Annotated in this window: 28 protein-coding genes and 2 riboswitches; of the genes, 17 read left to right on the top strand and 11 right to left on the bottom strand. The window is 34.2% G+C overall.

All coding sequences use genetic code 11. The features are described from left to right. Positions 1–3 precede the first annotated feature (3 nt). The 3 genes from guaB to xpt are packed head-to-tail and all read right to left on the bottom strand — an operon-like array spanning position 4 to position 3352. The gene (gene guaB / locus MHB47_RS12415; RefSeq protein WP_340756991.1) at positions 4–1470 is read right to left on the bottom strand and encodes an IMP dehydrogenase; all 1467 of its coding nucleotides are present in this window, start codon (positions 1468–1470) and stop codon (positions 4–6) included. A gap of 35 nt (positions 1471–1505) precedes the next feature. Next, on the bottom strand, positions 1506–2774 hold the full coding sequence (gene pbuX / locus MHB47_RS12420) for a xanthine permease PbuX (RefSeq protein WP_002506047.1): 1269 nt from the start codon (positions 2772–2774) through the stop codon (positions 1506–1508). Beyond that, positions 2771–3352 carry a xanthine phosphoribosyltransferase gene (gene xpt, locus MHB47_RS12425; RefSeq protein ID WP_002506048.1) on the bottom strand — a complete coding sequence of 194 codons (582 nt, stop codon included), beginning with the start codon at positions 3350–3352 and terminating at the stop codon, positions 2771–2773. The genes pbuX and xpt overlap by 4 nt, the downstream gene beginning before the upstream one ends. Positions 3353–3600: 248 nt before the next feature. After that, positions 3601–3703, bottom strand: a riboswitch (purine riboswitch). Between the two features lie 227 nt (positions 3704–3930). Between xpt and MHB47_RS12430 the strand changes: the two genes are divergently transcribed. The 4 genes from MHB47_RS12430 to MHB47_RS12445 all read left to right on the top strand — a co-directional run bounded on the left by MHB47_RS12430 (position 3931) and on the right by MHB47_RS12445 (position 8093). Beyond that, on the top strand, positions 3931–4344 hold the full coding sequence (locus MHB47_RS12430) for a general stress protein (protein ID WP_002506050.1): 414 nt from the start codon (positions 3931–3933) through the stop codon (positions 4342–4344). Between the two features lie 248 nt (positions 4345–4592). Continuing rightward, entirely contained in the window at positions 4593–5255 is a 663-nt protein-coding gene (locus MHB47_RS12435) for a hypothetical protein (RefSeq protein WP_002506051.1), read from the top strand. Between the two features lie 125 nt (positions 5256–5380). Next, on the top strand, positions 5381–6436 hold the full coding sequence (locus MHB47_RS12440) for a hypothetical protein (RefSeq protein ID WP_340756994.1): 1056 nt from the start codon (positions 5381–5383) through the stop codon (positions 6434–6436). Positions 6437–6713: 277 nt separating this feature from the next. Next, positions 6714–8093, top strand: a complete 1380-nt coding sequence (locus tag MHB47_RS12445) for an L-cystine transporter (protein WP_002511994.1) — start codon at positions 6714–6716, stop codon at positions 8091–8093. Between the two features lie 120 nt (positions 8094–8213). Here the strand turns inward: MHB47_RS12445 and MHB47_RS12450 are convergent, their stop codons facing one another. Together MHB47_RS12450 and nfsA are read right to left on the bottom strand one after the other, a co-directional pair. Then, complete coding sequence (locus MHB47_RS12450; RefSeq protein WP_031266072.1) at positions 8214–8789, bottom strand: hypothetical protein; 576 nt, start codon at positions 8787–8789, stop codon at positions 8214–8216. 75 nt (positions 8790–8864) lie between these two features. Continuing rightward, a complete protein-coding gene (nfsA, locus tag MHB47_RS12455; protein ID WP_021339643.1) occupies positions 8865–9620 on the bottom strand; it encodes an oxygen-insensitive NADPH nitroreductase in 756 nt (251 codons plus the stop codon). 166 nt (positions 9621–9786) lie between these two features. Here nfsA and MHB47_RS12460 point away from each other — a divergent pair, with 166 nt between their 5' ends. The 10 genes from MHB47_RS12460 to MHB47_RS12505 all read left to right on the top strand — a co-directional run bounded on the left by MHB47_RS12460 (position 9787) and on the right by MHB47_RS12505 (position 20464). After that, positions 9787–10566, top strand: a complete 780-nt coding sequence (locus MHB47_RS12460; protein ID WP_340756996.1) for a 2-keto-4-pentenoate hydratase — start codon at positions 9787–9789, stop codon at positions 10564–10566. A gap of 356 nt (positions 10567–10922) precedes the next feature. Next, entirely contained in the window at positions 10923–12914 is a 1992-nt protein-coding gene (locus tag MHB47_RS12465) for a catalase (protein ID WP_340756998.1), read from the top strand. Between the two features lie 421 nt (positions 12915–13335). Next, complete coding sequence (locus MHB47_RS12470) at positions 13336–13689, top strand: helix-turn-helix domain-containing protein (protein WP_340756999.1); 354 nt, start codon at positions 13336–13338, stop codon at positions 13687–13689. Between the two features lie 152 nt (positions 13690–13841). Beyond that, complete coding sequence (locus tag MHB47_RS12475; protein WP_340757002.1) at positions 13842–14774, top strand: LytTR family transcriptional regulator DNA-binding domain-containing protein; 933 nt, start codon at positions 13842–13844, stop codon at positions 14772–14774. 95 nt (positions 14775–14869) lie between these two features. Continuing rightward, positions 14870–15718, top strand: coding sequence for an ABC transporter ATP-binding protein (locus MHB47_RS12480; protein WP_340757004.1), 849 nt, complete (start codon positions 14870–14872; stop codon positions 15716–15718). Position 15719: 1 nt separating this feature from the next. Further along, the gene (locus MHB47_RS12485) at positions 15720–16427 is read left to right on the top strand and encodes an ABC transporter permease (RefSeq protein WP_340757006.1); all 708 of its coding nucleotides are present in this window, start codon (positions 15720–15722) and stop codon (positions 16425–16427) included. A gap of 381 nt (positions 16428–16808) precedes the next feature. After that, a complete protein-coding gene (gene ahpC, locus MHB47_RS12490; RefSeq protein ID WP_002506062.1) occupies positions 16809–17378 on the top strand; it encodes an alkyl hydroperoxide reductase subunit C in 570 nt (189 codons plus the stop codon). Between the two features lie 16 nt (positions 17379–17394). Further along, entirely contained in the window at positions 17395–18918 is a 1524-nt protein-coding gene (gene ahpF / locus MHB47_RS12495; protein ID WP_056935180.1) for an alkyl hydroperoxide reductase subunit F, read from the top strand. Positions 18919–19265: 347 nt separating this feature from the next. Continuing rightward, a complete protein-coding gene (locus tag MHB47_RS12500; protein WP_002506064.1) occupies positions 19266–19883 on the top strand; it encodes an NDxxF motif lipoprotein in 618 nt (205 codons plus the stop codon). Between the two features lie 365 nt (positions 19884–20248). Continuing rightward, positions 20249–20464 (top strand): hypothetical protein, encoded by a 216-nt coding sequence (locus MHB47_RS12505; RefSeq protein WP_002511986.1) that lies wholly within the window; start codon positions 20249–20251, stop codon positions 20462–20464. A 43-nt stretch (positions 20465–20507) separates the two neighbouring features. Here the strand turns inward: MHB47_RS12505 and MHB47_RS12510 are convergent, their stop codons facing one another. Then, positions 20508–21086 (bottom strand): histidine phosphatase family protein, encoded by a 579-nt coding sequence (locus MHB47_RS12510; protein ID WP_340757010.1) that lies wholly within the window; start codon positions 21084–21086, stop codon positions 20508–20510. A 147-nt stretch (positions 21087–21233) separates the two neighbouring features. On the opposite strand from MHB47_RS12510, the gene MHB47_RS12515 reads away from it, so the two are divergent. After that, the gene (locus MHB47_RS12515; RefSeq protein WP_002506067.1) at positions 21234–21599 is read left to right on the top strand and encodes a DUF4870 domain-containing protein; all 366 of its coding nucleotides are present in this window, start codon (positions 21234–21236) and stop codon (positions 21597–21599) included. 94 nt (positions 21600–21693) lie between these two features. On the opposite strand, the gene MHB47_RS12520 is transcribed toward MHB47_RS12515, so the two are convergent. From MHB47_RS12520 to MHB47_RS12530, 3 genes are all read right to left on the bottom strand, one after another. Beyond that, the gene (locus MHB47_RS12520; protein ID WP_002506068.1) at positions 21694–22320 is read right to left on the bottom strand and encodes a LysE family translocator; all 627 of its coding nucleotides are present in this window, start codon (positions 22318–22320) and stop codon (positions 21694–21696) included. 125 nt (positions 22321–22445) lie between these two features. Next, entirely contained in the window at positions 22446–22760 is a 315-nt protein-coding gene (locus tag MHB47_RS12525) for a DMT family transporter (protein WP_056935178.1), read from the bottom strand. Then, positions 22760–23086, bottom strand: coding sequence for a DMT family transporter (locus MHB47_RS12530; protein ID WP_002506070.1), 327 nt, complete (start codon positions 23084–23086; stop codon positions 22760–22762). Before MHB47_RS12530 ends, MHB47_RS12525 begins: the two co-directional genes overlap by 1 nt. 52 nt (positions 23087–23138) lie before the next feature. Next, positions 23139–23236, bottom strand: a riboswitch (guanidine-I (ykkC/yxkD leader). Positions 23237–23535: 299 nt separating this feature from the next. Here MHB47_RS12530 and MHB47_RS12535 point away from each other — a divergent pair. Then, positions 23536–23760 (top strand): hypothetical protein, encoded by a 225-nt coding sequence (locus tag MHB47_RS12535; RefSeq protein WP_002506071.1) that lies wholly within the window; start codon positions 23536–23538, stop codon positions 23758–23760. Between the two features lie 207 nt (positions 23761–23967). After that, positions 23968–24144, top strand: a complete 177-nt coding sequence (locus MHB47_RS12540) for a hypothetical protein (RefSeq protein ID WP_002506072.1) — start codon at positions 23968–23970, stop codon at positions 24142–24144. Positions 24145–24214: 70 nt separating this feature from the next. On the opposite strand, the gene merA is transcribed toward MHB47_RS12540, so the two are convergent. Continuing rightward, positions 24215–25537, bottom strand: a complete 1323-nt coding sequence (gene merA / locus MHB47_RS12545; RefSeq protein WP_340757015.1) for a hypothiocyanous acid reductase MerA — start codon at positions 25535–25537, stop codon at positions 24215–24217. Beyond that, positions 25524–25958: a redox-sensitive transcriptional regulator HypR gene (hypR, locus tag MHB47_RS12550; RefSeq protein ID WP_002511981.1), complete on the bottom strand. Its 435-nt coding sequence runs from the start codon at positions 25956–25958 to the stop codon at positions 25524–25526. The genes merA and hypR overlap by 14 nt, the downstream gene beginning before the upstream one ends. Between the last annotated feature and the right edge of the window lie 133 nt (positions 25959–26091).

A 26091-nucleotide genomic window follows, 5' to 3' on the forward strand; every position in this document is an offset into this window, starting at 1 on the left:
GACTTAGAATGAATAATTTGGTGATTCTTTTGTAATTTGAACATCATGTGGGTGACTTTCTGCTAGTCCAGCAGGCCCCATACGTGTAAACTGTGCTTCTTCTCTTAGTGCTTCTAAGTTTCTTGAACCAGTATAACCCATACCAGATCTTACGCCGCCCATAAGTTGATAAATTGTATCTTGTAATGAACCTTTATAAGCAATACGGCCTTCAATACCTTCTGGAACGAATTTCTTAGGTGTTTTGTCCTCTTGGAAATAACGGTCATTGGAACCACTTTCCATAGCACCTAATGAACCCATACCTCTGTATACTTTATATTGTCTACCTTGGAATACTTCTGTTGCGCCAGGACTTTCTTCAGTACCAGCGAGTAAGCTTCCTAACATTACCGCATGTCCACCAGCAGCTAATGCTTTGATGATGTCACCAGAGAATTTAATACCACCATCTGCAATAATTGATTTGCCTTGTCTACGTGCTTCTGTAGCACAATCATAGATAGCTGTAATTTGAGGTACACCAACACCTGCTACAACACGTGTTGTACAAATTGAACCTGGGCCAATACCTACTTTAACTACATCTGCACCTGCATCATATAACGCCTTTGTACCTGCAGTAGTAGCTACATTACCAGCGATTAATGTTACTTGTGGGAATTGCTCTTTAATATGCGCAACTTGGTCTAACACGCCTTTAGAATGGCCATGTGCTGTGTCGATTACTAACGCATCTACCCCAGCTTCAACTAATTTTTTAGCACGGATGTCTGTGTCTTTAGCAATACCAATTGCCGCACCAACTAATAATCTACCGTGTGCATCTTTAGCTGAATATGGGAATTCAAGTACTTTTTCAATATCTTTAATTGTGATTAAACCTTCTAAACGTCCTTCTTTTACTAGAGGTAGTTTTTCGATTTTATGTTTTTGTAATAATTTTTCAGCTTCATCTAATGTTGTGCCAACAGGTGCTGTAACTAGTCCATCTTTAGTCATCACATCAGAAATTTTAATTGAAAAATCTTCAATAAAACGTAAATCACGGTTTGTAATAATACCTACAAATTGTCTATCTTCTTTACTATTAACAATTGGTACGCCTGAGATACGATATTTACCCATCAATGCTTCCGCTTCAAAAACACTTTCTCCAGGTGTTAAGAAAAATGGATTTGAAATAACACCATTTTCAGAGCGTTTTACTTTTTGAACTTCGTCTGCTTGATCTTCAATGTTCATGTTTTTATGAATTACGCCAAGTCCGCCTTGTCTCGCCATTGAAATCGCCATTTTCGATTCAGTTACTGTGTCCATACCCGCTGAAATCACAGGAATATTCAATTTAATGCCTTCTGATAATTGAACACTTAAATCTACTTCTTTCGGTAAAACATCTGATTCTGCTGGTAACAACAACACATCGTCAAAAGTTAAAGATTCTTTTTCAAACTTATTTTCCCACATACTGGTATAGCCTCCTATTATTTGTTTTATAGTTATTATTTCATAACTTCCGTATTTTGTTGACTCTTTATTCCATTAAAAAAGAAATTCAAAATAATTGCTGAAATCGCGCCAAGTACAATACCATTTTGAGTTAACCATGCAAACTGCTCACCCAATGCTTCAAATGCTTGAGGTACTGCACTTATACCCGTTCCTAGCCCAACTGATACAGCAATTACTAACAAATTGTTTTGATTCTTAAAATTAATATTACCTAATATACTAACACCATATGCCATAACCATGCCAAACATAGCTATCATGGCACCACCTAATACTGGAAGTGGGATCATATTCGCCAATGCACCTAATTTAGGAATACATCCGCAAATGATCAATAATATAACCATGCCATATATCACATTGTTCTTTTTAGCACCTGATAACGATACTAAACCAACATTTTGCGAATACGCTGTATATGGGAAGGCGTTAAAAATTGACCCTAATATAATCGCAATACCTTCTGCAGTATAGCCTTTACGGAAATCTTTACGTTCTAGTTTCTTACCTGTAATCTCACTTAATGCATGATACACACCTGTTGATTCTATCAAGCTGACTAATGCAACGATGAAAAATACAAGCGTCGCACCTAAGTCAAAGCTGAAAGTTGAAAACCTAAATGGCTGCGGTAACGCAAACCAATGCGCTGTTCCAACTTGCTTCACATCTACAATACCAAATATCGAAGCTAAAATCGTCCCTGCAACCAATCCTATTAAAATAGCAATAGATTTTAGAAAACCTGATGTAAATCGTTGAACGATCAAAATAATAATTAACGTCGCTGCACCAAGCATAATATTCGTAGCATCACCATAATCTTTTGCGTCTTCTCCACCAGCTAAATAATTCATTGCAACTGGCATAAGGTTAATCCCTATTATCGTAACTACACTACCTGTTACAACAGGTGGGAATAACTTCACTAAATGCGAAAAGAATGGTGCAATAACAACAACTAGGATACCTGATAAAAATAGTGAACCATATAAGTCACCAATACCTTTTGTCTGACCAATCAAAATCATTGGTGCAACTGCAGTGAATGTACACCCCAATACAATAGGTAATCCTGTACCAGTACCTTTCCAAACTTGTAAAAATGTAGCCACACCACACATAAAAATATCTACTGTAACTAAGAATGCAATCTCTTCTGGAGAGAAGTCTAAACTTGTTCCAACAATAATAGGAACTAAGATGGCTCCTGCATACATTGCTAATAAATGTTGTAAACTTAAGAAAAAGGTCTTCATGCTTCGTCCCCTAGAAACGTTACTTTGTTTCCACTTAAAGAAGCAACTTTACATAGTGATGAAACCGTAAGACCCGCTTGTTCTAATCGCTCTCTACCGGGTTGGAAGCTTTTCTCTACTACAATGCCAACACCGACCGTAGTCGCGTGCGCTTTTTCTACAATTTCGTTTAAACCAAGTGATGCATCGCCGTTCGCTAAAAAGTCATCTATGATTAACACGCGATCATGCTCACCTAAAAACTCATTTGAAACAATGACCGTACTTGTCGTGTTTTTTGTGAATGAATGGATATCTGCTTGATATACATCTTTCTTTAATGTACTCGGCACTGCTTTTTTCGCAAATAGACACGGTACATCAAAGTGCATTGCAGCCATGATAGCTGGTGCAATACCTGAAGCCTCTATTGTTAATATCTTAGTAATACCTTCGTCCTTAAACTGCTCATAAAACGTTTGTCCTACATCGTACATTAACCTTGCATCGATTTGATGATTTAAAAATCCGTCCACTTTCAAAATCTTCTCATCAATAACGACACCATCTGCTTCTACTTTCTGTTTCAACAAATCCACTCGAAAACCTCCTCATTTTGTGTACAAAAAAAGTCCTAAACTAACTTAGTTTCAGGATCTATGAGTGAACTTGCAATACGAGAAGAAGCCCTTCTTCAACTTTTAACTAATGTTGCCCAAATTGGCTGTTTCACATTCATTTCCCAAATTATATGTAAAAAGGTTAGATTTGTGACAACAGTAGCGATAAGTGTTCTAAAACGTGTATGTCTTCCTACGATTTAAAACATATGAATTCGAATTACTTATGTATTGTATTGGTTACCCATAGTCATATCGTTAATGGCGACATGGTAGAAACTTCTAAAGCCTTATCCTTTAGATTATATGAGTTAGATAAATTATTAACTGATGATAGCAAATTTTAGCTTTATTTTCAATACACATATTACAAGTAAGCGCTTTATGACGACCTTTTTATTACTTTTTTCTCGAAAATGTAAACGTTTTCTATAGCGGGAAAATGATGTTTGTCAGAGTTGTCTTTCCGTTATATAATAAAGTTGTATTCGTTTTATCTATATGTGAACTGGGTAAATACTTAATAATCATTAAAACAATGGCTGGAGGGATTTTACATGACAGATTTTACAATTGTACAAAATGAAGAAGAATTATTACAAAAAGTTAAAGAAAAAGTTTCTGAAGGATATGATGAATCAGAGCTATCCGTTTTATCTAGAACAAAACTCCATATTGATGAATTACATAATTCCGAAGTGAGTTTAATAGCAACAAGCGGATCATTTAGTGATAAAATCGCTAAGATTATGACTGGTGAAGACGGTGAAGAAGTTGTCTTATCTCACTACGATATTACAGATGATGAAAAAGAACATTATAAAAAGGAAATACTGAACGATAAATACATTATCGTAGCTGCGAGAGATACTTCCTCACATGAAGAAGTAGAAAAAACAAATGCTGCTTATGAAAGTGAATCAGTTGTAGGGCATCATTATGCCGAAGAATCAAACGGACCAAAATCGTAAAAATACGCTTATTATAATAATTTTGAGTCTGAAACATAATTGTATTTTTTAATTTAGAAACTGCATAGTAGTTGACTAGATATTTAGTTATCCTAGTGGGGGGCGGGAATACGAAATCAAAATTTGATTTCTGTCCCGCTCTTTTTCTATTACATAATAATTATCAACAAGATTTGAATCATGTGTTAATAAATTACAAATATAACTATTATGTTATAATGAACGCAATAATTTTGGGGGGTGTGTCTATGGAATTTAAAGCCGTAACATCAATTGATGATCCATTGTTCAAATCAGCTTTAAAGATATATGACGAAAAGTTTGATATCGGATTAACAGAGGACGAACAAATATTTAAACAATCGTTAAAAAATGAGCGTACTAAAGATGATTATTTATTTTTAGTAGGCATCGAGTCAGAAAAACCAGTGAGTTTAGCTACTGCTCACTATGAAGCAACGACGAACTCAGCTTTTTTAATATATTTAATAGCCCTTGATCAACCTAACCATGATGAATTAATCAATTTAACACTGAAGCGTATGGAAAAAGAAATTAATAAATTATCTAATCAACTACATGCTCATGATGTTAACTTCATCATGTTGGAAGTGCCAAAAGAACCTGAAGAAGTCTCTGAAGATGAGATAACTATTATGGATAACAGACGTCAGTTTTTATTCGAAAATGGTTTCGAAAGACAATATGATATCGATTATTTAGCACCCAGTCTGAAAGGTTTTTCTGAAGGACGACCTATGGATTTATTTATTAAAGCTAATATCGAATTAACTAAAGATATTTATGGTCCAAGTATTAAATCGAATTATATATTAAAGTATGTATTTGCTAACAGAATATCTAGAAGTGTTATTTATCCTTTACTTACAGAAATGGATTTGCGCAAATGATAGCAGGCACTACTTGAAATCACTGTTAAAACAGTTTAGACTAACATAGAGGTAAGACTGACGTTTCACTAACCGAAGACAAACGTCCGTATACATAAATCACTTATATGAAAGGACTTATTAATATGTTAACTAAAGAATTTGCACTACGTGTAGAGCTAAGTGAAAAACAAGTCCGTAAAATCGTTCAACATTTAGAAGAACGCGGGTACCAACTTAGCAAAACCGAATACCGTGGCCGTGAAGCTACAGATTTCAAAGAAGAGGATATTGAGCTTTTCCAAGAAATTGCCGAAAAAGTTAAACAAACCAATAGTTATGATTTAGCTTTCGAGGAATTAGAAAAAGAAAAAGACTTCCTACAAGTGCTTGTTAAAGACAATGACAGTAATCTACCTACTGATCAAAACGTATCTAAACTTGTGGATGACTTACGCTCTGAAATCCAAAAAATGCGTGACGAACGTCAAATGCTCGGGCAAATGATTAACCAAGTACACCAACAGCAGCATGAATTACATGAAATGCAAAATCAAATCACATCAAAATTAGATGCTAACACTGAATCATTAAAGGCTATCCAAACATCAACGGATGAAATTAAGACAACTCAAAGTGTGATTCAAGATTCTCAAAAAGAACAATCAGAACTTGTGAAATCTAATGTTGAGACAGACAATATCACTGCTTCTACCGGTACAATTGCTAGTAAGGGAGATAAGTTGACTGATAATACTACTGAACAAACTTCAGCTGCTACTACACATCCAGCTAAAGACAGTAAAGTAAGTACTGAAAACACTTCAAACCCAGCTCAAGTTGAAGATAGTGAGATTACGCAAGTTGGTGCTCAACCATCTACTGTAGCTAAACCAACAACTGATGATAGCAAAGTTGCTTCAGCTACTGCTGCTTCAACTTCTTCTACAAGTGAGACAGCTAAAGAAACTGATACAGCGCGTGCTACAGCTTCAACAGAAGAAAAAGATACAACTTCCGTTGATAAAGCTAAAGATGACTCAATCCAAAAAACACCAGACAATGATCATGCTACTGATATAGCATCATCTAGTGAGCAAGAATCAGCTTCAGAGCAAACACACGCTTATGAATCACCACTTGCTAAAGAAGAGCCAAAAGATGAACGCAAAGGATTTTTTGCTCGTTTATTCAACCTATAAAGAAACGCTAATTTATTTAAGCCATCCCCAACAATCAAGGGATGGTTTTTTATATAATTATCCAGTATATCAATCTTCTCTCCTCACCCTTTGCTCCACCCATAAAAACGCCTTCATAGCAGTGCCTCAACGCATTTCACTATTGTCAGAATATAAAGTCATTTTTATTTTCAAATTTTCTTGCAAAATAGGCTTGAATATTATCAACTTTTCTAATATCCTTAGTATGCTTATCGGAATTAAAAATATTAAATTATGAAAGTGTAGGTCCTGCTTTATGTTATTAACAATTCTTAACATCGTCATTTTTGTGGCCTTCCTCATCGGATTATATGTAATGGCTAAACGACACGTGTCATTTCCAAAACGTGTTTTTAGCGCTTTAGGCGTAGGTATCATTTATGGTATTTTCATTCATCTAATTTATGGTGTGGATTCTACGATTACTAAACAAACAACAGATTGGTTTAGTATTGTCGGTGATGGCTATATCGCATTATTACAAATGATAGTAATGCCCTTAATCTTTATTTCAATCGTTTCAGCTTTCACTAAAATTCAAATTGGAGAAAAATTTGCTAAAATCGGCATTTATATTTTCATGTTCTTAATCGGTACAGTAGCTATCGCAGCTATTGTCGGTATTGTATCTGCCCTAATTTTTGGTTTAGATGCTTCTTCTATCGATTTAGGAAGTGCTGAAAGCTCAAGAGGTAATGAACTTGCAAGTCAGGCTAAAGGCATGACTGCCAATACATTGCCACAGCAAATCTTAGAGTTACTACCAAGTAATCCATTCTTAGATTTCACAGGTCAACGTACAACTTCTACTATTGCAGTTGTTATATTTGCTGCATTTATTGGTTTTGCATTTTTACGTGTAATGCGCAAACAACCTGAAAGCGGAAATATCTTAAAACGTGGTATCGATGCATTGTACAACCTAGTAATGGCCATTGTAACGTTCGTATTACGCTTAACACCTTATGGTATTTTAGCAATTATGACATCAACGATTGCAACAAGTGACTTCGGTGCTATATGGACATTAGGTAAATTTGTGCTCGCATCTTATGCAGCACTTATCGTAATGTATATCATTCACTTAATTATTGTTACAGGATTAGGTTTAAACCCTGTTACTTTCGTTAAGAAAACAGGTGAAGTACTACTATTTGCCTTTACGTCTCGTTCAAGTGCAGGCTCATTACCACTTAACGTACAAACTCAAAAAAATCGTTTAGGTGTACCAGACGGCATCGCTAATTTCTCTGCCTCATTTGGTTTATCTATCGGACAGAATGGTTGTGCGGGTATTTATCCAGCTATGTTAGCTGTCATGGTAGCACCTGCTGCCGGTGTGGAAGTTAACTTACAATTTATATTGGCAGTTATCGGTGTTGTCATTATTAGTTCATTTGGTGTAGCTGGTGTTGGTGGCGGCGCAACGTTTGCTTCAATCATCGTATTGTCTACACTGAACTTACCTGTTGCACTTGCTGGTGTGTTAATTTCTGTAGAGCCATTAATTGATATGGGTCGTACTGCATTGAACGTCAATGACTCTTTACTTGCAGGTACAGGTACAGCTAAACTGACAGACAACTTAGATAAAGACGCATATAATGCAGAAGAATATGGTGAAATTACTGGCTAATCAGCCTTTAACAAGAACAATACTGCTCATTAATTGTTCTAACTATAACTAAAATTAAAAATGTTAAAAACCTTCCCAAACCGTGTCATTTCACGTCGTTTAGGAAGGTTTTTATTTTATCTAGTATTCTGGTTTAAATGGTCCCCAAGTGATTCTTTCTTTACCGTCTAGCGGAATCGCATCAATTTCTTTCGATACATCATCAAACCATTTTAAAAAAGCAGGTTCTTTTTCCAAATATGCCTCAACGCTTTCTTGCGTAACATCATGTAAATACCACGCTTTACTTTCAAATTCATATTGAATTTGAGCATATGCTAACCTAACTTTATCTACGCTATCGTATAAACAATTCACCTGTTTCACTAAATTCGGTGCTTGAGAAACGATACTACCTGAAATAACCTTTTTATGTGTTTCGTTATCCAAGTCATTCCACATTCTGAGTTGGCCATCCATTTGAAAAAACAAATCGATTGTTGAATCTTTCTCATCAAAGGTTATTAAAATAAATATGCGCTCAGCTGTATGATCTACTGAATTGATTGCAGTAACAAGCACTTTTTGTGCCATTTTCGCCCAATACTTTTGCGCTTCTTCCGGGGTTAGTTTGTTCTCAGATGAATAAATATATTGATTATTTATGTCACGTCCATCAGTCTCATCTGTTTTTTTTCTAAAAAATCTATTAAACATGCTCAACTTAACCAACCCCTTCCTTAATGTAATGAGTTTTTGAAAATGAAACACTTTAGCTATCTTGCTATCCTATTATTTTCTAATAAAACCTGCTCTATTCAATTGATCTAACATATCCAATCTTTGTTTTGCGCTCATAAAATTCGCGATTTGATTAGACCATGTTTCACTACGTTCACCGTTTGTACGCGATTTATAATAATCACTTACGGTTTGATCATATCTTTGTAATTCTTCTTTTTGCTCGTCCTTATCGCTATTATATCTATCACGATGAAAAACATGTTCAAACGGTAAACGTGGTTTCGGGCTACCATCTTCCTCATCTTTAGGTATACCAAGTGCCATACCGAATAGAGGGAAAGTATGCTCAGGTAGGTCTAATACTTCTTTAACTCGTTCAACATCATTTCTTAATGAGCCTAGATAAACAATTCCATAGCCCATATCCTCTGCTGTAGCAGCGATATTTTGTGCTACTAACGTTGCATCTATTGTACCAACAAGCAAGCCTTCCGCAGATTCAAATGATGTCTCCATTTGATGCTTGGAATCTTCATTCACTATTGAGTGTCTATAATAATCCATTACAAAAACAAACAAATAGCCATTTTCTACGACATAAGGCTGTCCAGATACTTCTTTTAAATCTTCTTTTATCTCAGGATCTTCTATACCTATAATGGAATAAGTTTGTAAATAACTAGAAGTCGAAGCGCTTTGCCCTGCTTCAACAAGTTGTTTAATATGCTCTTCTGGAATAGGTTCTTTCTTAAAATTTCTTACTGAATGGTGTTTTTTCAATAAGTTGTACACGTGATCAGACATGCTATCGCTCCTCTTTATGAAATATATCCATATCTTACCAAAAGCATATTTTGATTGCTTATATTATGTTTACCCGTTTTTCACCTTTCTTAAAAGATTTGAAAGTAATTAAGTTTATGGTTAGTATAATAGTAACAATATTCTGAAAAAGGAGTGCTAATATTTCATGACACAAGCCAATACAACTGTCGTAGATGCATTGTTTGAAGCCTTTAAACAGCACGAACCCATAGATTTTGTTAGTCAAACACACAATATCAGTGAACGAGAAGCGTACCAAACACAGGATTTACTTATCGATAAACTTCAAGACGTTGATCAATCCAATATCGCCGGCTATAAAGTAAGTATGACGAGTGCAGCAACACAAAGTATCGCTAATACTGATGAGCCAGCTTATGGCACAATACTTTCTTCTAAAATTGTAGAAAGCAATGGCTCTGTATCACTTTCAAGTCTATTTTCACCTTTAATTGAACCAGAAATTATGTTTATTCTAACGAAAGATTTATCTTCTAATCCAACAAATGAAGAAGTCCTATCTAGCGTTAAAATTGCACCAGGTATTGAAATACCCGATGCACGTTACAAAAATTGGTTCCCTAATTTCACTTTAGGTGATTTACTAGCAGACAACACTGCGACAGGATTAATTGTTGTTGGTGAAACAATTGATCCTTTGTCATATGAAGATTTTGCAAATATCCATATGAAACTATCGTATAACGGCATAGTAGAACATGAAGGTGATTCTACAGAAGTGCTTGGCAACCCAGTTGAGTCTGTTAAATGGCTTGCACAAAAACTCGCAACGCACGATAAAAAATTACACAAAGGTCATATCATTTCTTCAGGTACGTTTATATCGCCTATCCCTGTAGAATTAGGATCTTATAAAGCCGAATATAGCGATGTAGGACAAGTGGAGGTCACATTTGTAGACTAATCCCTCTTTCGCTCACAGCACAGGTTATTTCTGTGCCAAAGAATATAGACAAATCAAATGCTTTTCAGCATTTGATTTGTTTTTTGGTATTTTTCTTTAAAAATGATAGTGCTTAGGTCGACTCCTACGAAAAAGTAAGTAGCCGAAGACCACAGTCTAATCCCGTAATCGTGGAAAACGTGTACACAACTGCCAACATTCTCGGAATCTTGTCTATAATCAATCATATATAATCTTCTCCCTATACATACTATAATTTATAAATCATTTAAAATAATTCATTTAACTCATAGATATGTTTCTCTTTATCGTAACGTGGAAAACATTAAATGTACGTAAAGATAGGGGGTATTTTAATGAGCAACAAAAAGAAAGATCAATTAAATGAAGTAGAAAAAAACAATGACGATAAAGCAATGACGACTAATAATGGTGTCAAGGTAAGTGAAGATGAAAACACGTTAACTGTTGGTGAACGTGGTCCTAGCTTATTAGAAGATTTCCATTTCAGAGAAAAAATCATGCACTTCGATCATGAACGCATTCCAGAACGTGTTGTCCATGCCCGTGGCTTTGGTGCGCATGGCGAATTTCAAGTTTATGAAGATTTATCGAAATATACTTCAGCTGACTTTTTAACTCACCCCGAGAAAACAACGCCAGTATTTGTTAGATTTTCCACAGTTCAAGGTTCTAAAGGCTCTCCTGATACAGTTAGAGATGTCCGTGGCTTTGCGACAAAATTTTATACAGATGAAGGTATTTTCGACCTAGTAGGTAACGATATACCAGTATTTTTCATACAAGATGCAATCAAATTCCCAGATTTAATTCACGCAGTTAAACCTGAACCACATAACGAAATGCCTCAAGGTGGTACAGCACATGATACATTTTGGGATTTCTTTGCTCAAAATCCAGAATCTACACATACCGCTGTATGGGCTATGAGTGATCGCGGTATACCTAAAGATTTTAGACAAGTCGAAGGTTTCGGTGTGCATACATTCCGCCTTGTTAATAACGAGGGACAGTCTTATTTTGTTAAATTCCATTGGAAACCACTTCAAGGGCTAGAGTCTCTCGTATGGGATGAAGCACAAATGCTACATGGTAAAGACGTCGACTTTCATCGTAAAGACCTTTATGAATCTATCGAAAAAGGCGATTATCCTGAGTGGGAATTAGGCCTACAAATTATTCGTCCTGAACAAGAATTTGACTTTGATTTTGATATTTTAGACCCTACGAAGATTTGGCCTGAAGATAATGTTCCAGTACAAAGAGTTGGTAAAATGACACTAAATCAAAATGTTACGAATGTGTTTGATGAAACAGAGCAAGCCGCATTCCATCCAGGACATATCGTACCAGGTATCGACTTTTCTAATGATCCATTATTACAAGGACGTTTATTCTCCTATACAGATACACAAATCACGAGATTGGGCGGTCCAAACTTCAATCAAATTCCAATTAATCGTCCTGTAAATGAAGTACACAACAACCAAAGAGAAGGCATGCATCAAACAAGTGTAAACAAGGGACAAGTTGCGTATCATAAAAATGCATTGAATAATAATGATCCTCATACAACACCGAAAGAAGAAGGTGGTTATGAACACTACCAAGAAAAAGTTGAAGGCCGCAAGATTCAAAAACGCAGTGAAAGTTTCAAAGATTATTATAGCCAAGCCAAACTTTATTTAAACAGTTTGACTCAGCCTGAATTTGATCATACAGTAGATGGCTTTTCATTTGAAATCGGTATGTGTAAATCGGTTATGGTTAAACAAAATGCTGTTAACCAATTGAACAAAGTTGACCGTACATTAGCTGAACGTGTAGCTAAAAATGTAGGTGTGGAAGTACCCGCAGAAAATGAAGAAGTCCAATCAGATGCAAAAGATAGTAAACTAACAATGGAAAAATTCGATATCCCATTAGCTGGACATTCTGTAGCTGTTGCAGTAAATGGCGATATTAGTGCTGACACGCTAAAATCATATGCTAAAACGTTCACTGAAAACAAATTGAACTACGCATTTGTGGGACAACATCCTAAAGATATCTCAGAAGACTACGGTATCACTGAAACATTTGATACTGCTCATCCAACTTTATTTGATAGCTTAATTGTACTTTCAGATGGTAGCGATATACTCCCACCTGTCGAGGAGTTTGCAGAACTCACTTATAAACACAATAAACCATTAATCGTTAACCAAACAGCTGCGACAAATTTAGCAGATGCCAAATTGAATCTAGCAGCACCTGGTGTTTTCGTATCGGATGACCCTGATACAATTGTGCAAGCTTTTGATAGAGCAAGATACTGGGACAGATAAAAAAATTCACAAATAATCATTGAACACCAACACTGTTTAATTTAAATATATTATATTATTTTTGTTTAAAAAATAGCAGTAATTTGTGCCGACTCCTGCGGGAAAAGCACTAGCCGAAGACTACAGGCTGAGGCTGTGCCCGCGGAAAGCGTGCACAAAAAAATACCAACACTCTAGTTGCCTAAGTTATAACTTAGGCAGTTTTTTTATTATAATGGAAGATAATGGGTATTATTACATTAAAGCGGTTGTTCGCAAATTCCTTTTAACATAGGCCAATCTTATACATATTTAATTTTTTAAAAAAGCAAATAAAGATGATAAACATGCGATTGCAACCTGCCGTTGCGGCAGACAATAACATTAGGTTCGTGACGCTGAACATGTAATATATTACCTTTAAACAAAGGATGTGGTTGTTATGGAAATTGGAAAAAAGATTAAAGAGCAAAGAGAGCAAAAAAATTGGTCGCAGGATGATTTAGCTGAAATACTTAACATTTCACGCCAAAGTATTTCAAAATGGGAATTAAATAAAGTCTATCCAAGCATTGATATGTTAATTAAAATGGGTGATCTGTTCGACATTTCATTAGACGAACTCATTAAAGGAGACAAGCAACTGAAACATACAATTATTGAAACATATCAGCAACCTGTTTCAGATGATAAAGAGAAACATCCTATGAATGGTTGGGAATTCCTAGCAGGTTACTGGTGGTTGTTCTTCCCTGTTGCTGCAATGATTTGGTGGATAATACAATCATTCATGTAATCAAGTACTAACACCTTCTTTAGTAACTTTATACTTTTAAAAAATACGAGACCTATTTCAAACTGTAAATAGGTCTTTTTTCATGAAAATCTCACACATTATTACTATAGCTTGTTATACTGTTTTATAAATACACTATAGGAGTATTATTTATGGTTAAACATATAGAATTATTTGTAAAAGATAATAGATTGGTTGAACTTCAAAACGATTTAGCTACTATTGTCACAGAAGATGAGTTTCAAAATTCAATTATAGAACTCAATCAAGATACGAGCGGATTCAAGACATACACGCTTAAAGCACCACTACCAGAGCGACTATCAGTAAAAGAAATCATTAAATTTTGGTGTAAGTGGTACGATTCAAAATTACCCTTAGATACAGTCCTTTATGAATGTAAGTTATTCTCCTTCAATCACAAGAAAATTAAAAAGCTCACAACTTCTGAACTTAAACTCGTCCATTTAGCAAAATTATTCCTTGTACCTGAAACGAAATTTATTATTAAAGAACCTTTACAAAATGTCTCTATTGAAACAAAACACACCGTACTCAATTTACTCAATGAACTCAGTAAATACAATTCGATTATTACGTTAACAAATCACACAGAAGAAGCGTTACTTATCAGCAACAATTGTTATCGCCTTACGGAAAAAACATTTAAACCTATACAAATATCACAATATGAACCAAATCATCAGCAAGATATAAACGACAGCAACCAATTAGAGCGTCAACAAATCAAACGTTTAACAGTTAAAACCAATGAAAAAACGTTATTTTTAGATCCTATCGACATTGATTACTTAGAAGGTCAAGATGGCAAAGTTGTTATACATGTAGGTAATGAACAATATACCCATGATACGACTTTACAATCTATTGAAAAAATTATTGTTCCTTATGGTTTTTATCGATGTCATCGTTCTTATATCGTAAACTTACAAAAAGTTAGTGAAATTATTTCTTGGTCTAAAAACAACTATTCGATACGACTCAATAATACTAAAGAAATACTAATTCCTTTATCTAGGCAAAAAGCAAAAGAAATAGAACGATTTTTCAATATTAATGAGTAACAATTCAATACTTATACGTTACATTTCACCTTCTTTTGAACGTCAGATCCGCGTGAACACGCTATGCTGAAGTTAATTCAAAAGGAGGTAATTTAATGGAACACATAATTGAAATGAATCATGTAACAAAATCATTTAAAAACAAAATAGCAATTAAAGATATGAATTTCACTGTAAAAAAAGGAGAAATTTTTGGTTTCCTTGGACCTAGTGGTTCTGGCAAGACAACAACAATTAAAATGTTAACTGGCACATACGATCCGTCTAAAGGTAGTCTAAATGTACTTGGACACAATGATTCTGAAATAGGTGCAAGCAACTTCATGTCAAAAATTGGTATCCTTACAGATCACAGCACTGCTTATGAACGCCAAAGCATTTGGGATAACTTAAAGTTATTTGCCAAGCTTAATCAACTATCATTACAAAAAGTTGACGAAGCTTTAGAATTTGTCGGTCTAACACAGGATAAAAAATCATTATTTAAAAACTTGTCTGCTGGTATGAAGCAACGTGTACTACTTGCTAAAGCAATCTTACATCAACCTGAGTTATTATTTTTAGATGAACCAACAGCATCTTTAGACCCTATGACAATTCAACACGTGCATAAAGGACTTAAAGCACTAAACGAACGTGGCACAACGATATTTTTAACAACGCATAATATGGAAGAAGCAAACGCATTATGCGATCGCGTGGCTTTTATAGAGTCAGGTGTACTCAAAGAACTTGATACACCTGAGAACTTTCGTTTTAATCATGCAAATCATACAATTAAAGTCATTCATAATAATAATCGAGAAAAAACCTTACCCATGACTACCGAATCCGCACAGTATATTACAGATATGCTCGAAGCAAATGATTTAAAATACATTTCATCTGATTTACCTACGCTTGGCGATGTTTTCTTGAAAATCACTGGAAAGGAGCTTGTTTAATATGAATATCACACGCTTATCAGCACTGTTAGAGAAAGACTTTAAAGAATCTATACGAAATCCTTCCATTATTTTCATGCCGTTAATGATTATATTAATCAGTATATTTTACAGTATCATTCCAACTACAAATGCAGTTCAAAGCGCACCGACTGTAATGCAGTTCATCATAATTAACATGGCATTTGTTTTTGTTGCTACATCACCTCTTATCACAATGATCTCTGAAGAAAATGAAAAAGGTACATTGAAAGGCTTAGTAGAGTCGCCAGCATCTAATATTGAAATATTGTTATCTAAAGTCATTATCACGTTTATAATCACTATTATTACGACTATTATAAGCTTAATGATTGTGAACAGTAACGTGAATTTCGATTTCCAAACTTATTTAGGCCTTGCAGTCATGCTATGCTTTTACCTTGTACTTGGTTTAGTCTTTGGTTTGTTGTCTAATACTGTTGGTACTGCCACAACATTAATGATGGTGCCCTTCATTCTCTTTGGTATGACACCAATATTTAATACCTTAGAAGGTGTTATAAAATTAGGCTTTTTCGACAAAGTACTAGAAATATTACCTTTTGGCTTAATTTTAGAATTAGAAATCAATAACGCTAGCTCGAATCTACTATATCTTGTGCTTTGGTTTATTCTTATTATGGTTTCCTTGTTCATTACTTATAAGTATAAATTCCGTAAACGTTAGTCGTTCACAAAATTGTAAAAAAGACTTTAAAAAGCTGTATAATTCATGTTTTCAAGCCATTTTAATAAATAACAAGCCTTTCTTCTCATTTTCATATGTTTAGTTGAGAATTGAAAGGCTATTTAATATGTAGAAAGATTATATCAATTATGTAAACGCTCTCTTTTTCATGCATATTTCCACTTACCACTAATGGTTCAAAAGCACACATAGAGCGTTATTTTACACTTTTGTATATAACCTTTCATCGTTGACTAGAATATATGAGCGTGCAATAATAGTAAGTGAAAGATTAGAATTATTACAATTAACAAACTATAATAATCTACTTAACTAATATTCTAATCAAAATTAGTTAATAAATCAGGAGGATGTTTTTTTATGTCTTTAATTAACAAAGAAATTTTACCATTCACAGCTAATGCTTATGATCCAAAGCAAGATGAATTTTTCGAGGTTTCAGATGAAAACTTAAAAGGTTCGTGGAGTGTTGTTTGCTTCTATCCAGCAGACTTCTCATTCGTATGTCCAACTGAATTAGAAGATTTACAAGGACAATATGATAAATTACAAGAATTAGGCGTAAACGTGTATTCAGTATCAACTGATACGCACTTCGTACACAAAGCTTGGCATGACCATTCAGAAGCAATTAACAAAATCCAATACACTATGATTGGTGACCCTTCTCAAACAATCACTCGTAGCTTTGACGTATTAGACGAAGATTTAGGTTTAGCTCAGCGTGGTACTTTCATCGTAGACCCTGACGGTATTGTACAAGCAGCTGAAGTGAATGCTGACGGTATCGGCCGTGACGCAAGTACATTGGTACACAAAATCAAAGCAGCACAATATGTACGTCAACACCCAGGCGAAGTTTGCCCAGCTAAATGGGAAGAAGGTTCAGAAACATTACAACCTGGTCTTGACTTAGTAGGTAAAATCTAAGGAGGCATTGATTTAAATGCTTAATGATCAGCTAAAATCACAATTACAACAATTACTTCAATTAATGGAAGGTGACGTTGTACTAAGTGCAAGTTTTGGTACAGATGAAAAGTCTAAAGAATTAAAAGAATTGTTAGACGAAGTAGCAGAGATGTCATCTCGCATTACTATAGAAGAAGTTGACCTTAAACGTACACCAAGCTTTTCTGTTAATAGACCTGATGAAGAAACAGGTATTACATTCGCTGGTTTACCAATGGGTCATGAGTTCAACTCTCTTGTTCTCGCTTTGTTACAAGTAAGCGGTCGTGCACCAAAAGAAGAACAAGCAGTTATAGATCAAATCAAAGCTTTAGACCGTCCGTTACATTTCGAGACTTTTATTAGTCTAACTTGTCAAAAATGTCCCGACGTTGTTCAAGCTTTAAACTTAATGAGTTTGGTAAATCCAAATATCACACATTCTATGGTAGATGGATCTATCTTTAGAGAAGAGTCTGAAGACATTATGGCCGTTCCTGCAATTTTCCTAGATGGAGAAGAATTTGGTAATGGACGTATGACAGTTCAAGATATATTAGCAAACTTAGGCAGTCAAGCAGATCCAGCTGAATTTAATGACAAAGATCCATATGATGTATTAATTGTCGGAGGCGGACCTGCAAGTGGCAGTGCAGCAATTTATACTGCACGTAAAGGTTTACGTACAGGTATTGTTGCAGATCGCATCGGTGGTCAGGTCAATGATACCGCTACTATCGAAAACTTTGTCACTGTTAAAGAAACAGATGGACCTAAATTTACTTCAGCACTCGAAGATCATATTAAACAATACAATATCGATGTAATGACTGGTATTCGTGCCAGCGATATTGAAAAAACAGACGATGGTATCATTGTCACTTTAGATAATGGCGCACAATTAACAAGTAAAACTGTTATTATTTCAACTGGTGCACGTTGGCGCAAGCTAGAAGTACCTGGCGAAGAAGAATTAATCAATAAAGGCGTTGCATTCTGCCCGCATTGTGATGGCCCATTATTTGAAAATAAAAATGTTGCTGTTGTAGGCGGCGGTAATTCTGGAGTCGAAGCTGCAATCGATCTTGCAGGTATCGTTAAACACGTAACGTTACTTGAACGTAACGCTACGCTGAAAGCAGACAACGTATTACAAGAACGTTTGGCTTCTTTACCAAACGTAACTATAATAAAAAATGCTCAAACAACAGAAGTTTTAGGTGACAGTGCAGTAACTGGTATTAAATATCAAGATAAATCACTTGGCGAAGACCATACTTTAGAACTCGAAGGTATTTTTGTTCAAATTGGTTTATTACCAAACACTGAATGGCTTGATAATTATGTTGAATTAAACCAAGCTAAAGAAATTGTAATTGATCGTAAGAATGCTACAAGCATCCCTGGTATTTTTGCAGCTGGTGATGTTACAGACGATCGTAACAAACAAATTATTATTTCTATGGGTGCTGGTGCAAATGCAGCATTAAACGCTTTTGATTATATTATCAGACATTAATCTCAAGCTCTAGATTAAATAGAACCCTTTTGTGGTTCTATTTTTTTATGCCCTTTTCCCTGAATATGAGTATTACCTTTGCACTCTTATTCTTGTATCTATGTAATTAATTATTCATATTAGCTAACATTTTAAAATGAAAATCTAATGAATTTTTAAATTTATATGGCAACTATCCTCTTTTATTATTAATTTGTTCAATAGATTGTGCGTTTATTATTTAATTCATCATACAAATAGATAGCACTACATGATACGCTTAAGTTATAATTTTCTAAGAACATATGTAAACATACAATGGGACTGTTAAAATAGAACGACTTATTATTAAAGGAGCAATATTATTTATGAAGAAAAGTATACTTTTATCGTTAGTTTTGGTGCTAGCTGTCATACTCGCAGCATGTTCAAATGGTAATTCAGAAGATGAGGAACATAATGAACGCAATGCCCCTAAAAACGTGAGCAAATTAGCTGAGAAAGATATCTTCCATTCAGATAAAAAGGGTGAAGATATTAGTGAAGATGAAATGAATAAAGCGATTAAAAAATATTTAGATGTTAACTCACTTATTATTGATAATAAATACCTCATGCAATATAAGTTAGATAAACAAATAGGTACAGATACAAAAATCACTGATGCGCAAGAAAAACGTTTATCAGATTTATCGAATAATGCAATTAAAAATGACCTTCATTTTAAAGACTTTGTAGAAGATAACAACATGCCGAGCGGTTATAAAGATAATCTAGATGAAATTATCGCTTATTTTACATCCCTAAACAGTACAATTAAAAACGTTGATAAAGAAATTGAAGAAATAGATTACCAACCTGACAACAACCTCAACGTTGTTGACGTTCCTGCTAAAGTTGCCGGAAATGTTAATCATAAAAAGCAAAAATCAATTAAGAAATTCCTTGATGACAAAGGAATTGAAAGTGACGCTGTAGATAAATAGATGACAAACGGGAGTGAGACAACGAAGTCTAATGTTTCTAACAAGATTTCTATTCCAGCTGCATTTGTGTCAAAAGATTGTTGTTTTAGCGCCATACTTTTCATTTATGTTTCATAATATTAGCTAAGGTTACAAAATGATGACATGTCACCTTTCCGTGATGGCAAAGGCGTTAAGACTATTTTTTACTCATCCATTTATATACTCTGACTTATTCTCGTAAAAAACCTTACATGATTGTAAGGTTTTTTAATATGATTATCCTGTTTTTCTCAAAGCTTAATTTGTTAAGATATATACAAGTTAAGAAATACGTTATTAGAAGCACAGCCACTCATTAATAATTTTAAGGAGGCCACACTGTTATGATATTAACTATTTTAATAGGTGCCATGGCTGCTATTTTCATAGCTTTTAATCTCTTTGAGAAGAAAGAAAAATATGGCGTCGTTTCTTTTAGAACAATCGCGCTAAGTGTAACTTACGTCATACTGGCTGTTATTGTCGGAAGCTTTTTAGACAATATCAATACATTATTCCAAGGATTTCATGATAGCTTGACAGCAGCTAAAAAATATTAAACCTGAACCGAGACAATGTCGCAGTTCAGGTTTTTTGTTTGTCTTATATTTCAAGTTCATAGGGTACACAGTTTTCTATTTTTCTATCAATTACAGTTTCTTTTGTTTCATAGCGTAAATAAACAAGAAAACATCTGATTACGACCTGATGCGCAACGATTGCGATAGACTCTAAAGACGGATCAAGTTCTTGTTCAAAAAATTGTTCAACACGCTGTAATACATCCGAATAGCTTTCTCCTTCAGGGGCTTTTTGCGTAAAACTATGGCGAAAAGCAAGCAAATTATCATCATTAAAATAAGCATGATATTCGGGGTTTTGTTCAATTGCATCTACCATTTTGCCTTCAAAGATACCTAAAGAACGCTCTCTTAATAGAGGCGTTACACTTGCTGAGATGTGCTTATCAAATATGGCATTATACGTTTGTCTCGTGCGAGTCAAATCAGATATATATACGTGCTCGATGTTCTTTTTTTCAAAGTAGCTTTGTAGTAATTGAGCAGAATGTACACCACTTTCTGTTAAAGGCACATCTAACTGACCACAAAAGTATTTTTTTCCTTGTTGTTTATCATAATTAGACTGTGATTCTCCATGACGAACTAAATAAATTTTCATAACGATTACCTCTTCTCTATTTCTATTTATAATCCAATATTTCATTATTCTTTTTTACGAAGCTCATATCTTACAATACTGTTAGATGGAGTAATATACCTATATTTCAATACTTATTCTTGTTATTATCCAATTGAGGTGATACAAATGAGCGAAAAAATGTTACATCATGACACACAAAGTGGTCGCGTATTAGCAGCAGTCAGTTATTTCAGTATATTCTTTGCACCAATTATATTACCTATTATCCTATGGATTTTTGCTGATAAACCTGCTTCAACTCATGCAGCAAAATCGTTATTTTACCATATTATAACGTATATTGGACCAATACTATTAGTTTTAAGCGCAGCGTTCGGAACTGCAATTATCGATCAACAGAACACTACAATTGCAATAATAGCAATTGTAGTAGCAATCCTCCTATTAATTGTAACAATTTGGTACACTATCAAAAATATATACCGTGGTATCAAGATATTGATTTCTGAAGATGCTTATTTCCGTCCATAAAGCATTGCAATTTTCTAGAAATTCTATTTAGAAAGTGAATGAGGCTGAGACATGTATTTGTCCCAGCCTTCTTTCGTTATACTTTTAAGTTAAATCAGCTGCTTTTACTAAATAATAAACTGATAGATAAACCAATAAGGATGGCACCTACTGCATAATCAAACACCGCTTTTATTTTTCTATTTCCAAAAAGTAATTTGATATATTGGAATATGTATACGCAAAAAATAAACCAGATGAGAATAACTGTTGTTACTATTGCCGATAATATTGCAATTTGAGATGACACACCTTCGCCAGCAGTTATAAATTGCGGTAATATACTTATGTAATAAAGTAATGCTTTAGGGTTTAATATTGTGCTGATAAAACCTTGTCGATAAGAACTTAAATAACTAATCTGTTGTGCCTGCATTTGAGATGTTGAAAAATTCATGCTTTGGCGTGCACAGATGATACTTTTAATTCCTAAATAAATCAGATAACATGCACCTAATATTTTAATCATTAGAAAGACATAATACATATTTGCCAAGATAAATATAATGCCAAATACTGCTAATAATGAATAGATAACGTGTGCTGACGTAATACCTAATGCGGCCATTGCGCCATTACCTTTACCTGAAGTAATTGAATTTTTCATTACTACAAAAAAATCTGGACCAGGAACAATAATAATCATTAATGTAATCGTAATAAATGCTGCAAGTCCTTCCATCACATGCACCTCCATCTTAACTACATCGTATCAATTCCGCTATGTCACCGCAATACACCTAGCCCATATTTCTTTTTATCAGCTGATTAGAACCCCCCCCTTTATTACTTCTTATTACTTCCACGTTAACTCAATAATTTTAAACCAACCGTACTAGCTAATATGACTGCAATACAAATTATTCTTTTGATATCGGTAGACTCTTTATAAAAAACCATACCCAATATCGCTCCGCCCACAGCACCAATACCTGTCCAAACTGCATACGCTGTACTCATAGGTAATTGAGTCATTGCCATAGATAAAGCTAAGAAGCTCAAACTAAAGAAACCTATCAATCCTATGACAGCAGATGTTTTTCGTGTATGCGTATAAGCATTTAAAAAGGTAATGCCTAACATTTCAAAAATACCTGCAATGATTAATAATATCCAAGCCATTATGCTTCTCCCCCTTTATCTGGTGTGACTAATTTCAAACAAATCACACCTAAAAGTAATGTTAAAATTAATATAATTTTTCCATAATTAACTTCCTGACCAAAGAAAGCAAAATCAAATATAGTGACACCTGTTGTACCCAGACCAACAAATACTGCATAAGATGTACCCACTGGTAACATTTTTGATGCATCTATAAGCAAATAAAAACTTAAAAATATAGCTATAATTGTTAGCATCCATTCGAGACCTGTCGTTGCATGTGTTAACCCGATGACCCAACCAACTTCAAATATTGATGCGATAATAATTTTTATCCAATTCATTCATATTCCTCCTATTAAAGTAAAAAAAGCCCGAGAGATAGTTATCACTACTATCTCCCAGGCTTTTATCCTTCCGTGTCACATTCAACATGTGGCTTCCTCTCGGACCAGTCCAACATTGAGTGTTGCGGAACCCTAGAAAGCTTTTATTTAATTCTCTGTATCATATCAATTTATCTTATAGACATCAAGCATAGCATTTCATTTTTACTCAATTTAAAATTATTATCATTTAAAAACGCTTACAAGAAACACTTTGGTGTCTTTTTACATTTTTATTTTAAAAAGTTTTAATTATTTAAGTCATTACCCTCTACATTTTATAAATTTTCATGTATACTATATATCAGATTAGAACTATTATAATCTAAATGCTTAATCAATGAAATGAATTCTCAATTAAAACAATCCGATTATTGGGTTGAAATATAAAAAAGTGAGGGATTACTATGCAATTATTAAATTACAAAATGCACAATGATGAACTCATCGCTACAGTGTTATCCGATAAGAAGCAAGTATTCAAATACACGTTTGATGTAAACACGCCGGAATATGAAATCTTGGATGTACTTGAAGAAATTAACGAATATGTAGACAATGGTCACCATCCATTAGGTTGTTCATTACTAAAAAATTATACACACGCGGATGTGAGTCACAATAGTTTATAATATTGATCACACAGCAAAAAGATGAGTATTACTGTTCACTTTGAAACAGTAATTACTCATCTTTTATTTTTGCTTATTAATCTTCATGAAAAATACTACCTTTAATTGAACTGTGCATGGTATATTGAGTTAGTTAACATCATATACCGGGTAAATACATAATAAAGATATTCAAACGTGATAAATATAGTTGAGGGGGGACGCAAAATGTTCTATGGTTCAATATTACTCATTATTCTTGGTATTGTACTATTAATTTTAAATAAACGCCTTTCAAAAAAAGGTGATACAAGTAAAAAACAAAGTTTTATTAGTTTCGGCGTGATGTCATTGGTTTTTGGTCTTTTTGGCCTTATAGGTGTTATTATTATGGCATTGACTTAATATTTATTGCATGTAAAAAGGTGATAGAGCCCCTCAAGGGGAATCTATCACCTTTTAAATTTCCACACTATTACATATCAAATAAATCATTAAATGATTCAACCATCGTTGGATGTGTATAAATATTATCTTTCAATACCTTATAATTTAACTTTTGATCTATTGCTAATTTTAATACATTAATGATTTCTTCTGATTCTAGGCCATATAATGTTGCTCCAAGTATTTTTTCCGTATCTTTATTCACTACTACTTTAAACAAGCCTCTTGGATCATTATTCACTTTATGTCTAGGTATAGCGTTAACTGGAAGTTCGTTTTCTATTACATTGTAGCCTTGATTTTTAGCTTCTTGACCAGTCAAACCTACACGTGCCATTGGCGGATCAATAAATACTGTATAAGGCACAGCGCCTCTATTTTCAGTAGAACGCACACCCGTTCCAAAGAGTTGATCTTTAACAATTCTAAAGTCATCTAAAGAGATATATGTGAATTGCATACCACCTTTAACATCACCGATTGCATAAACATGTTGCGCATCCGTTTGGAGATATTCATTCACTTTAATTTCTCCATGCTCACCAAGCGTTACATCCGTATTGTCTAAATCTAAATCCACATTAGGCTTACGACCAGTCGCTAATAGGACTGCATCCGCTTCATAATCTCCATTAGACGTATGCACAATAGTTCCAAATTCAGTATCTTCAAAGCGCTCTGTATTCACATTGTATATGATATTTACACCTTTGTTAGCTAAATCTTTTTTAACTTCTGTAACTATATCCTTATCTTCTTTAGGCATAATATCGTTGCCACGTTCAAGTACGGTCACTTGTGTATCGAAGTTAGCAAACATTGACGCAAATTCTAAAGCAATATATCCAGCACCAATGATGACTAATTGCTTAGGCTGAAAATCCAAACTCATAATCCCAGCAGAATCGTATAAATGCTGAGAACTTTCGACGCCTGTAATTGGTGGTATGACTGACATTGCGCCCGTATTAATAACGACATCTTCTGCATGCAATGTTTCCACTACATCCTCATTGTCATTTAATAAGTTCACTTCATTGTTAGATTTGAACTTCGCAGTATAATCCAAGACTTCAATATTATTATCATCTGCAAGATTATGATAATTTTTATTATTCAACGCATCTACCACATCTTTTTTTCTAGAAAATGCTTTGTTAAAATCATTATGAGTTAGACCTTCGTGAACAAGCGTTTTTGAAGGAATACAACCAACATTGATACAAGTGCCGCCATACATCGTTTTAGACTTCTCAATGACTGCTACTTTTTTACCTTGTGCTGAAGCAAATTTCGCTAATGTTTTACCACCTTTACCAAATCCTATAATCACTAAATCAAATTGTCTCATGAATATCCTCCTTCATTACATCATTTAATACATCTGTAATTGTGATGGTTTTATAATAATTTATTAATATATCATTTTCTTTTTGCTGAAACTTAGACATCGTAGTCCCTATTTCCCTGGAAATCTCACAATCACTACCTTCGTCACCTGTAAAAATACGTCCATCTGATCTTTCCTCATTAAATAATTCAAATAAGTCTGCCAGATTAACATCAGCGGTTACTTCATTAGCTTGATAACCACCATACTTCCCCCTACTAGCATCTAGGTAATGTTGATCATTTAACTTTCTTGTCACCCTGCGTAATTGCACAGGGTTAATACATATCCGCTCTGATAATGAACCACTACTATAACGTGCATCTGAATGCTTAACTAGAAATGTTAGCAGATGGACTGCTATATTAAACTCTAAATTCATTCGCATCACCTTTAATTGTAACTTTTATAATTACATTAAAACATGTCTTGAAATTTCTCGAAAGTTTTTTGCTTATACTATCTATATTCCCAATTACAGTAATATATATCTAACAATGTTATTGTTTTGCATT

It is taken from the genome of Staphylococcus sp. FSL K6-3157, assembly GCF_038005145.1.
GTDB lineage: Bacteria > Bacillota > Bacilli > Staphylococcales > Staphylococcaceae > Staphylococcus > Staphylococcus equorum.

Bases quoted from the DNA above. Each gene is read 5' to 3' on its own strand.
- guaB (WP_340756991.1), bottom strand. From the start codon at position 1,470: ATGTGGGAAAATAAGTTTGAAAAAGAATCTTTAACTTTTGACGATGTG.
- pbuX (WP_002506047.1), bottom strand. From the start codon at position 2,774: ATGAAGACCTTTTTCTTAAGTTTACAACATTTATTAGCAATGTATGCA.
- MHB47_RS12430 (WP_002506050.1), top strand. From the start codon at position 3,931: ATGACAGATTTTACAATTGTACAAAATGAAGAAGAATTATTACAAAAA.
- MHB47_RS12435 (WP_002506051.1), top strand. From the start codon at position 4,593: ATGGAATTTAAAGCCGTAACATCAATTGATGATCCATTGTTCAAATCA.
- MHB47_RS12440 (WP_340756994.1), top strand. From the start codon at position 5,381: ATGTTAACTAAAGAATTTGCACTACGTGTAGAGCTAAGTGAAAAACAA.
- MHB47_RS12445 (WP_002511994.1), top strand. From the start codon at position 6,714: ATGTTATTAACAATTCTTAACATCGTCATTTTTGTGGCCTTCCTCATC.
- MHB47_RS12450 (WP_031266072.1), bottom strand. From the start codon at position 8,789: ATGTTTAATAGATTTTTTAGAAAAAAAACAGATGAGACTGATGGACGT.
- nfsA (WP_021339643.1), bottom strand. From the start codon at position 9,620: ATGTCTGATCACGTGTACAACTTATTGAAAAAACACCATTCAGTAAGA.
- MHB47_RS12460 (WP_340756996.1), top strand. From the start codon at position 9,787: ATGACACAAGCCAATACAACTGTCGTAGATGCATTGTTTGAAGCCTTT.
- MHB47_RS12465 (WP_340756998.1), top strand. From the start codon at position 10,923: ATGAGCAACAAAAAGAAAGATCAATTAAATGAAGTAGAAAAAAACAAT.
- MHB47_RS12470 (WP_340756999.1), top strand. From the start codon at position 13,336: ATGGAAATTGGAAAAAAGATTAAAGAGCAAAGAGAGCAAAAAAATTGG.
- MHB47_RS12475 (WP_340757002.1), top strand. From the start codon at position 13,842: ATGGTTAAACATATAGAATTATTTGTAAAAGATAATAGATTGGTTGAA.
- MHB47_RS12480 (WP_340757004.1), top strand. From the start codon at position 14,870: ATGGAACACATAATTGAAATGAATCATGTAACAAAATCATTTAAAAAC.
- MHB47_RS12485 (WP_340757006.1), top strand. From the start codon at position 15,720: ATGAATATCACACGCTTATCAGCACTGTTAGAGAAAGACTTTAAAGAA.
- ahpC (WP_002506062.1), top strand. From the start codon at position 16,809: ATGTCTTTAATTAACAAAGAAATTTTACCATTCACAGCTAATGCTTAT.
- ahpF (WP_056935180.1), top strand. From the start codon at position 17,395: ATGCTTAATGATCAGCTAAAATCACAATTACAACAATTACTTCAATTA.
- MHB47_RS12500 (WP_002506064.1), top strand. From the start codon at position 19,266: ATGAAGAAAAGTATACTTTTATCGTTAGTTTTGGTGCTAGCTGTCATA.
- MHB47_RS12505 (WP_002511986.1), top strand. From the start codon at position 20,249: ATGATATTAACTATTTTAATAGGTGCCATGGCTGCTATTTTCATAGCT.
- MHB47_RS12510 (WP_340757010.1), bottom strand. From the start codon at position 21,086: ATGAAAATTTATTTAGTTCGTCATGGAGAATCACAGTCTAATTATGAT.
- MHB47_RS12515 (WP_002506067.1), top strand. From the start codon at position 21,234: ATGAGCGAAAAAATGTTACATCATGACACACAAAGTGGTCGCGTATTA.
- MHB47_RS12520 (WP_002506068.1), bottom strand. From the start codon at position 22,320: ATGGAAGGACTTGCAGCATTTATTACGATTACATTAATGATTATTATT.
- MHB47_RS12525 (WP_056935178.1), bottom strand. From the start codon at position 22,760: ATGGCTTGGATATTATTAATCATTGCAGGTATTTTTGAAATGTTAGGC.
- MHB47_RS12530 (WP_002506070.1), bottom strand. From the start codon at position 23,086: ATGAATTGGATAAAAATTATTATCGCATCAATATTTGAAGTTGGTTGG.
- MHB47_RS12535 (WP_002506071.1), top strand. From the start codon at position 23,536: ATGCAATTATTAAATTACAAAATGCACAATGATGAACTCATCGCTACA.
- MHB47_RS12540 (WP_002506072.1), top strand. From the start codon at position 23,968: ATGTTCTATGGTTCAATATTACTCATTATTCTTGGTATTGTACTATTA.
- merA (WP_340757015.1), bottom strand. From the start codon at position 25,537: ATGAGACAATTTGATTTAGTGATTATAGGATTTGGTAAAGGTGGTAAA.
- hypR (WP_002511981.1), bottom strand. From the start codon at position 25,958: ATGAATTTAGAGTTTAATATAGCAGTCCATCTGCTAACATTTCTAGTT.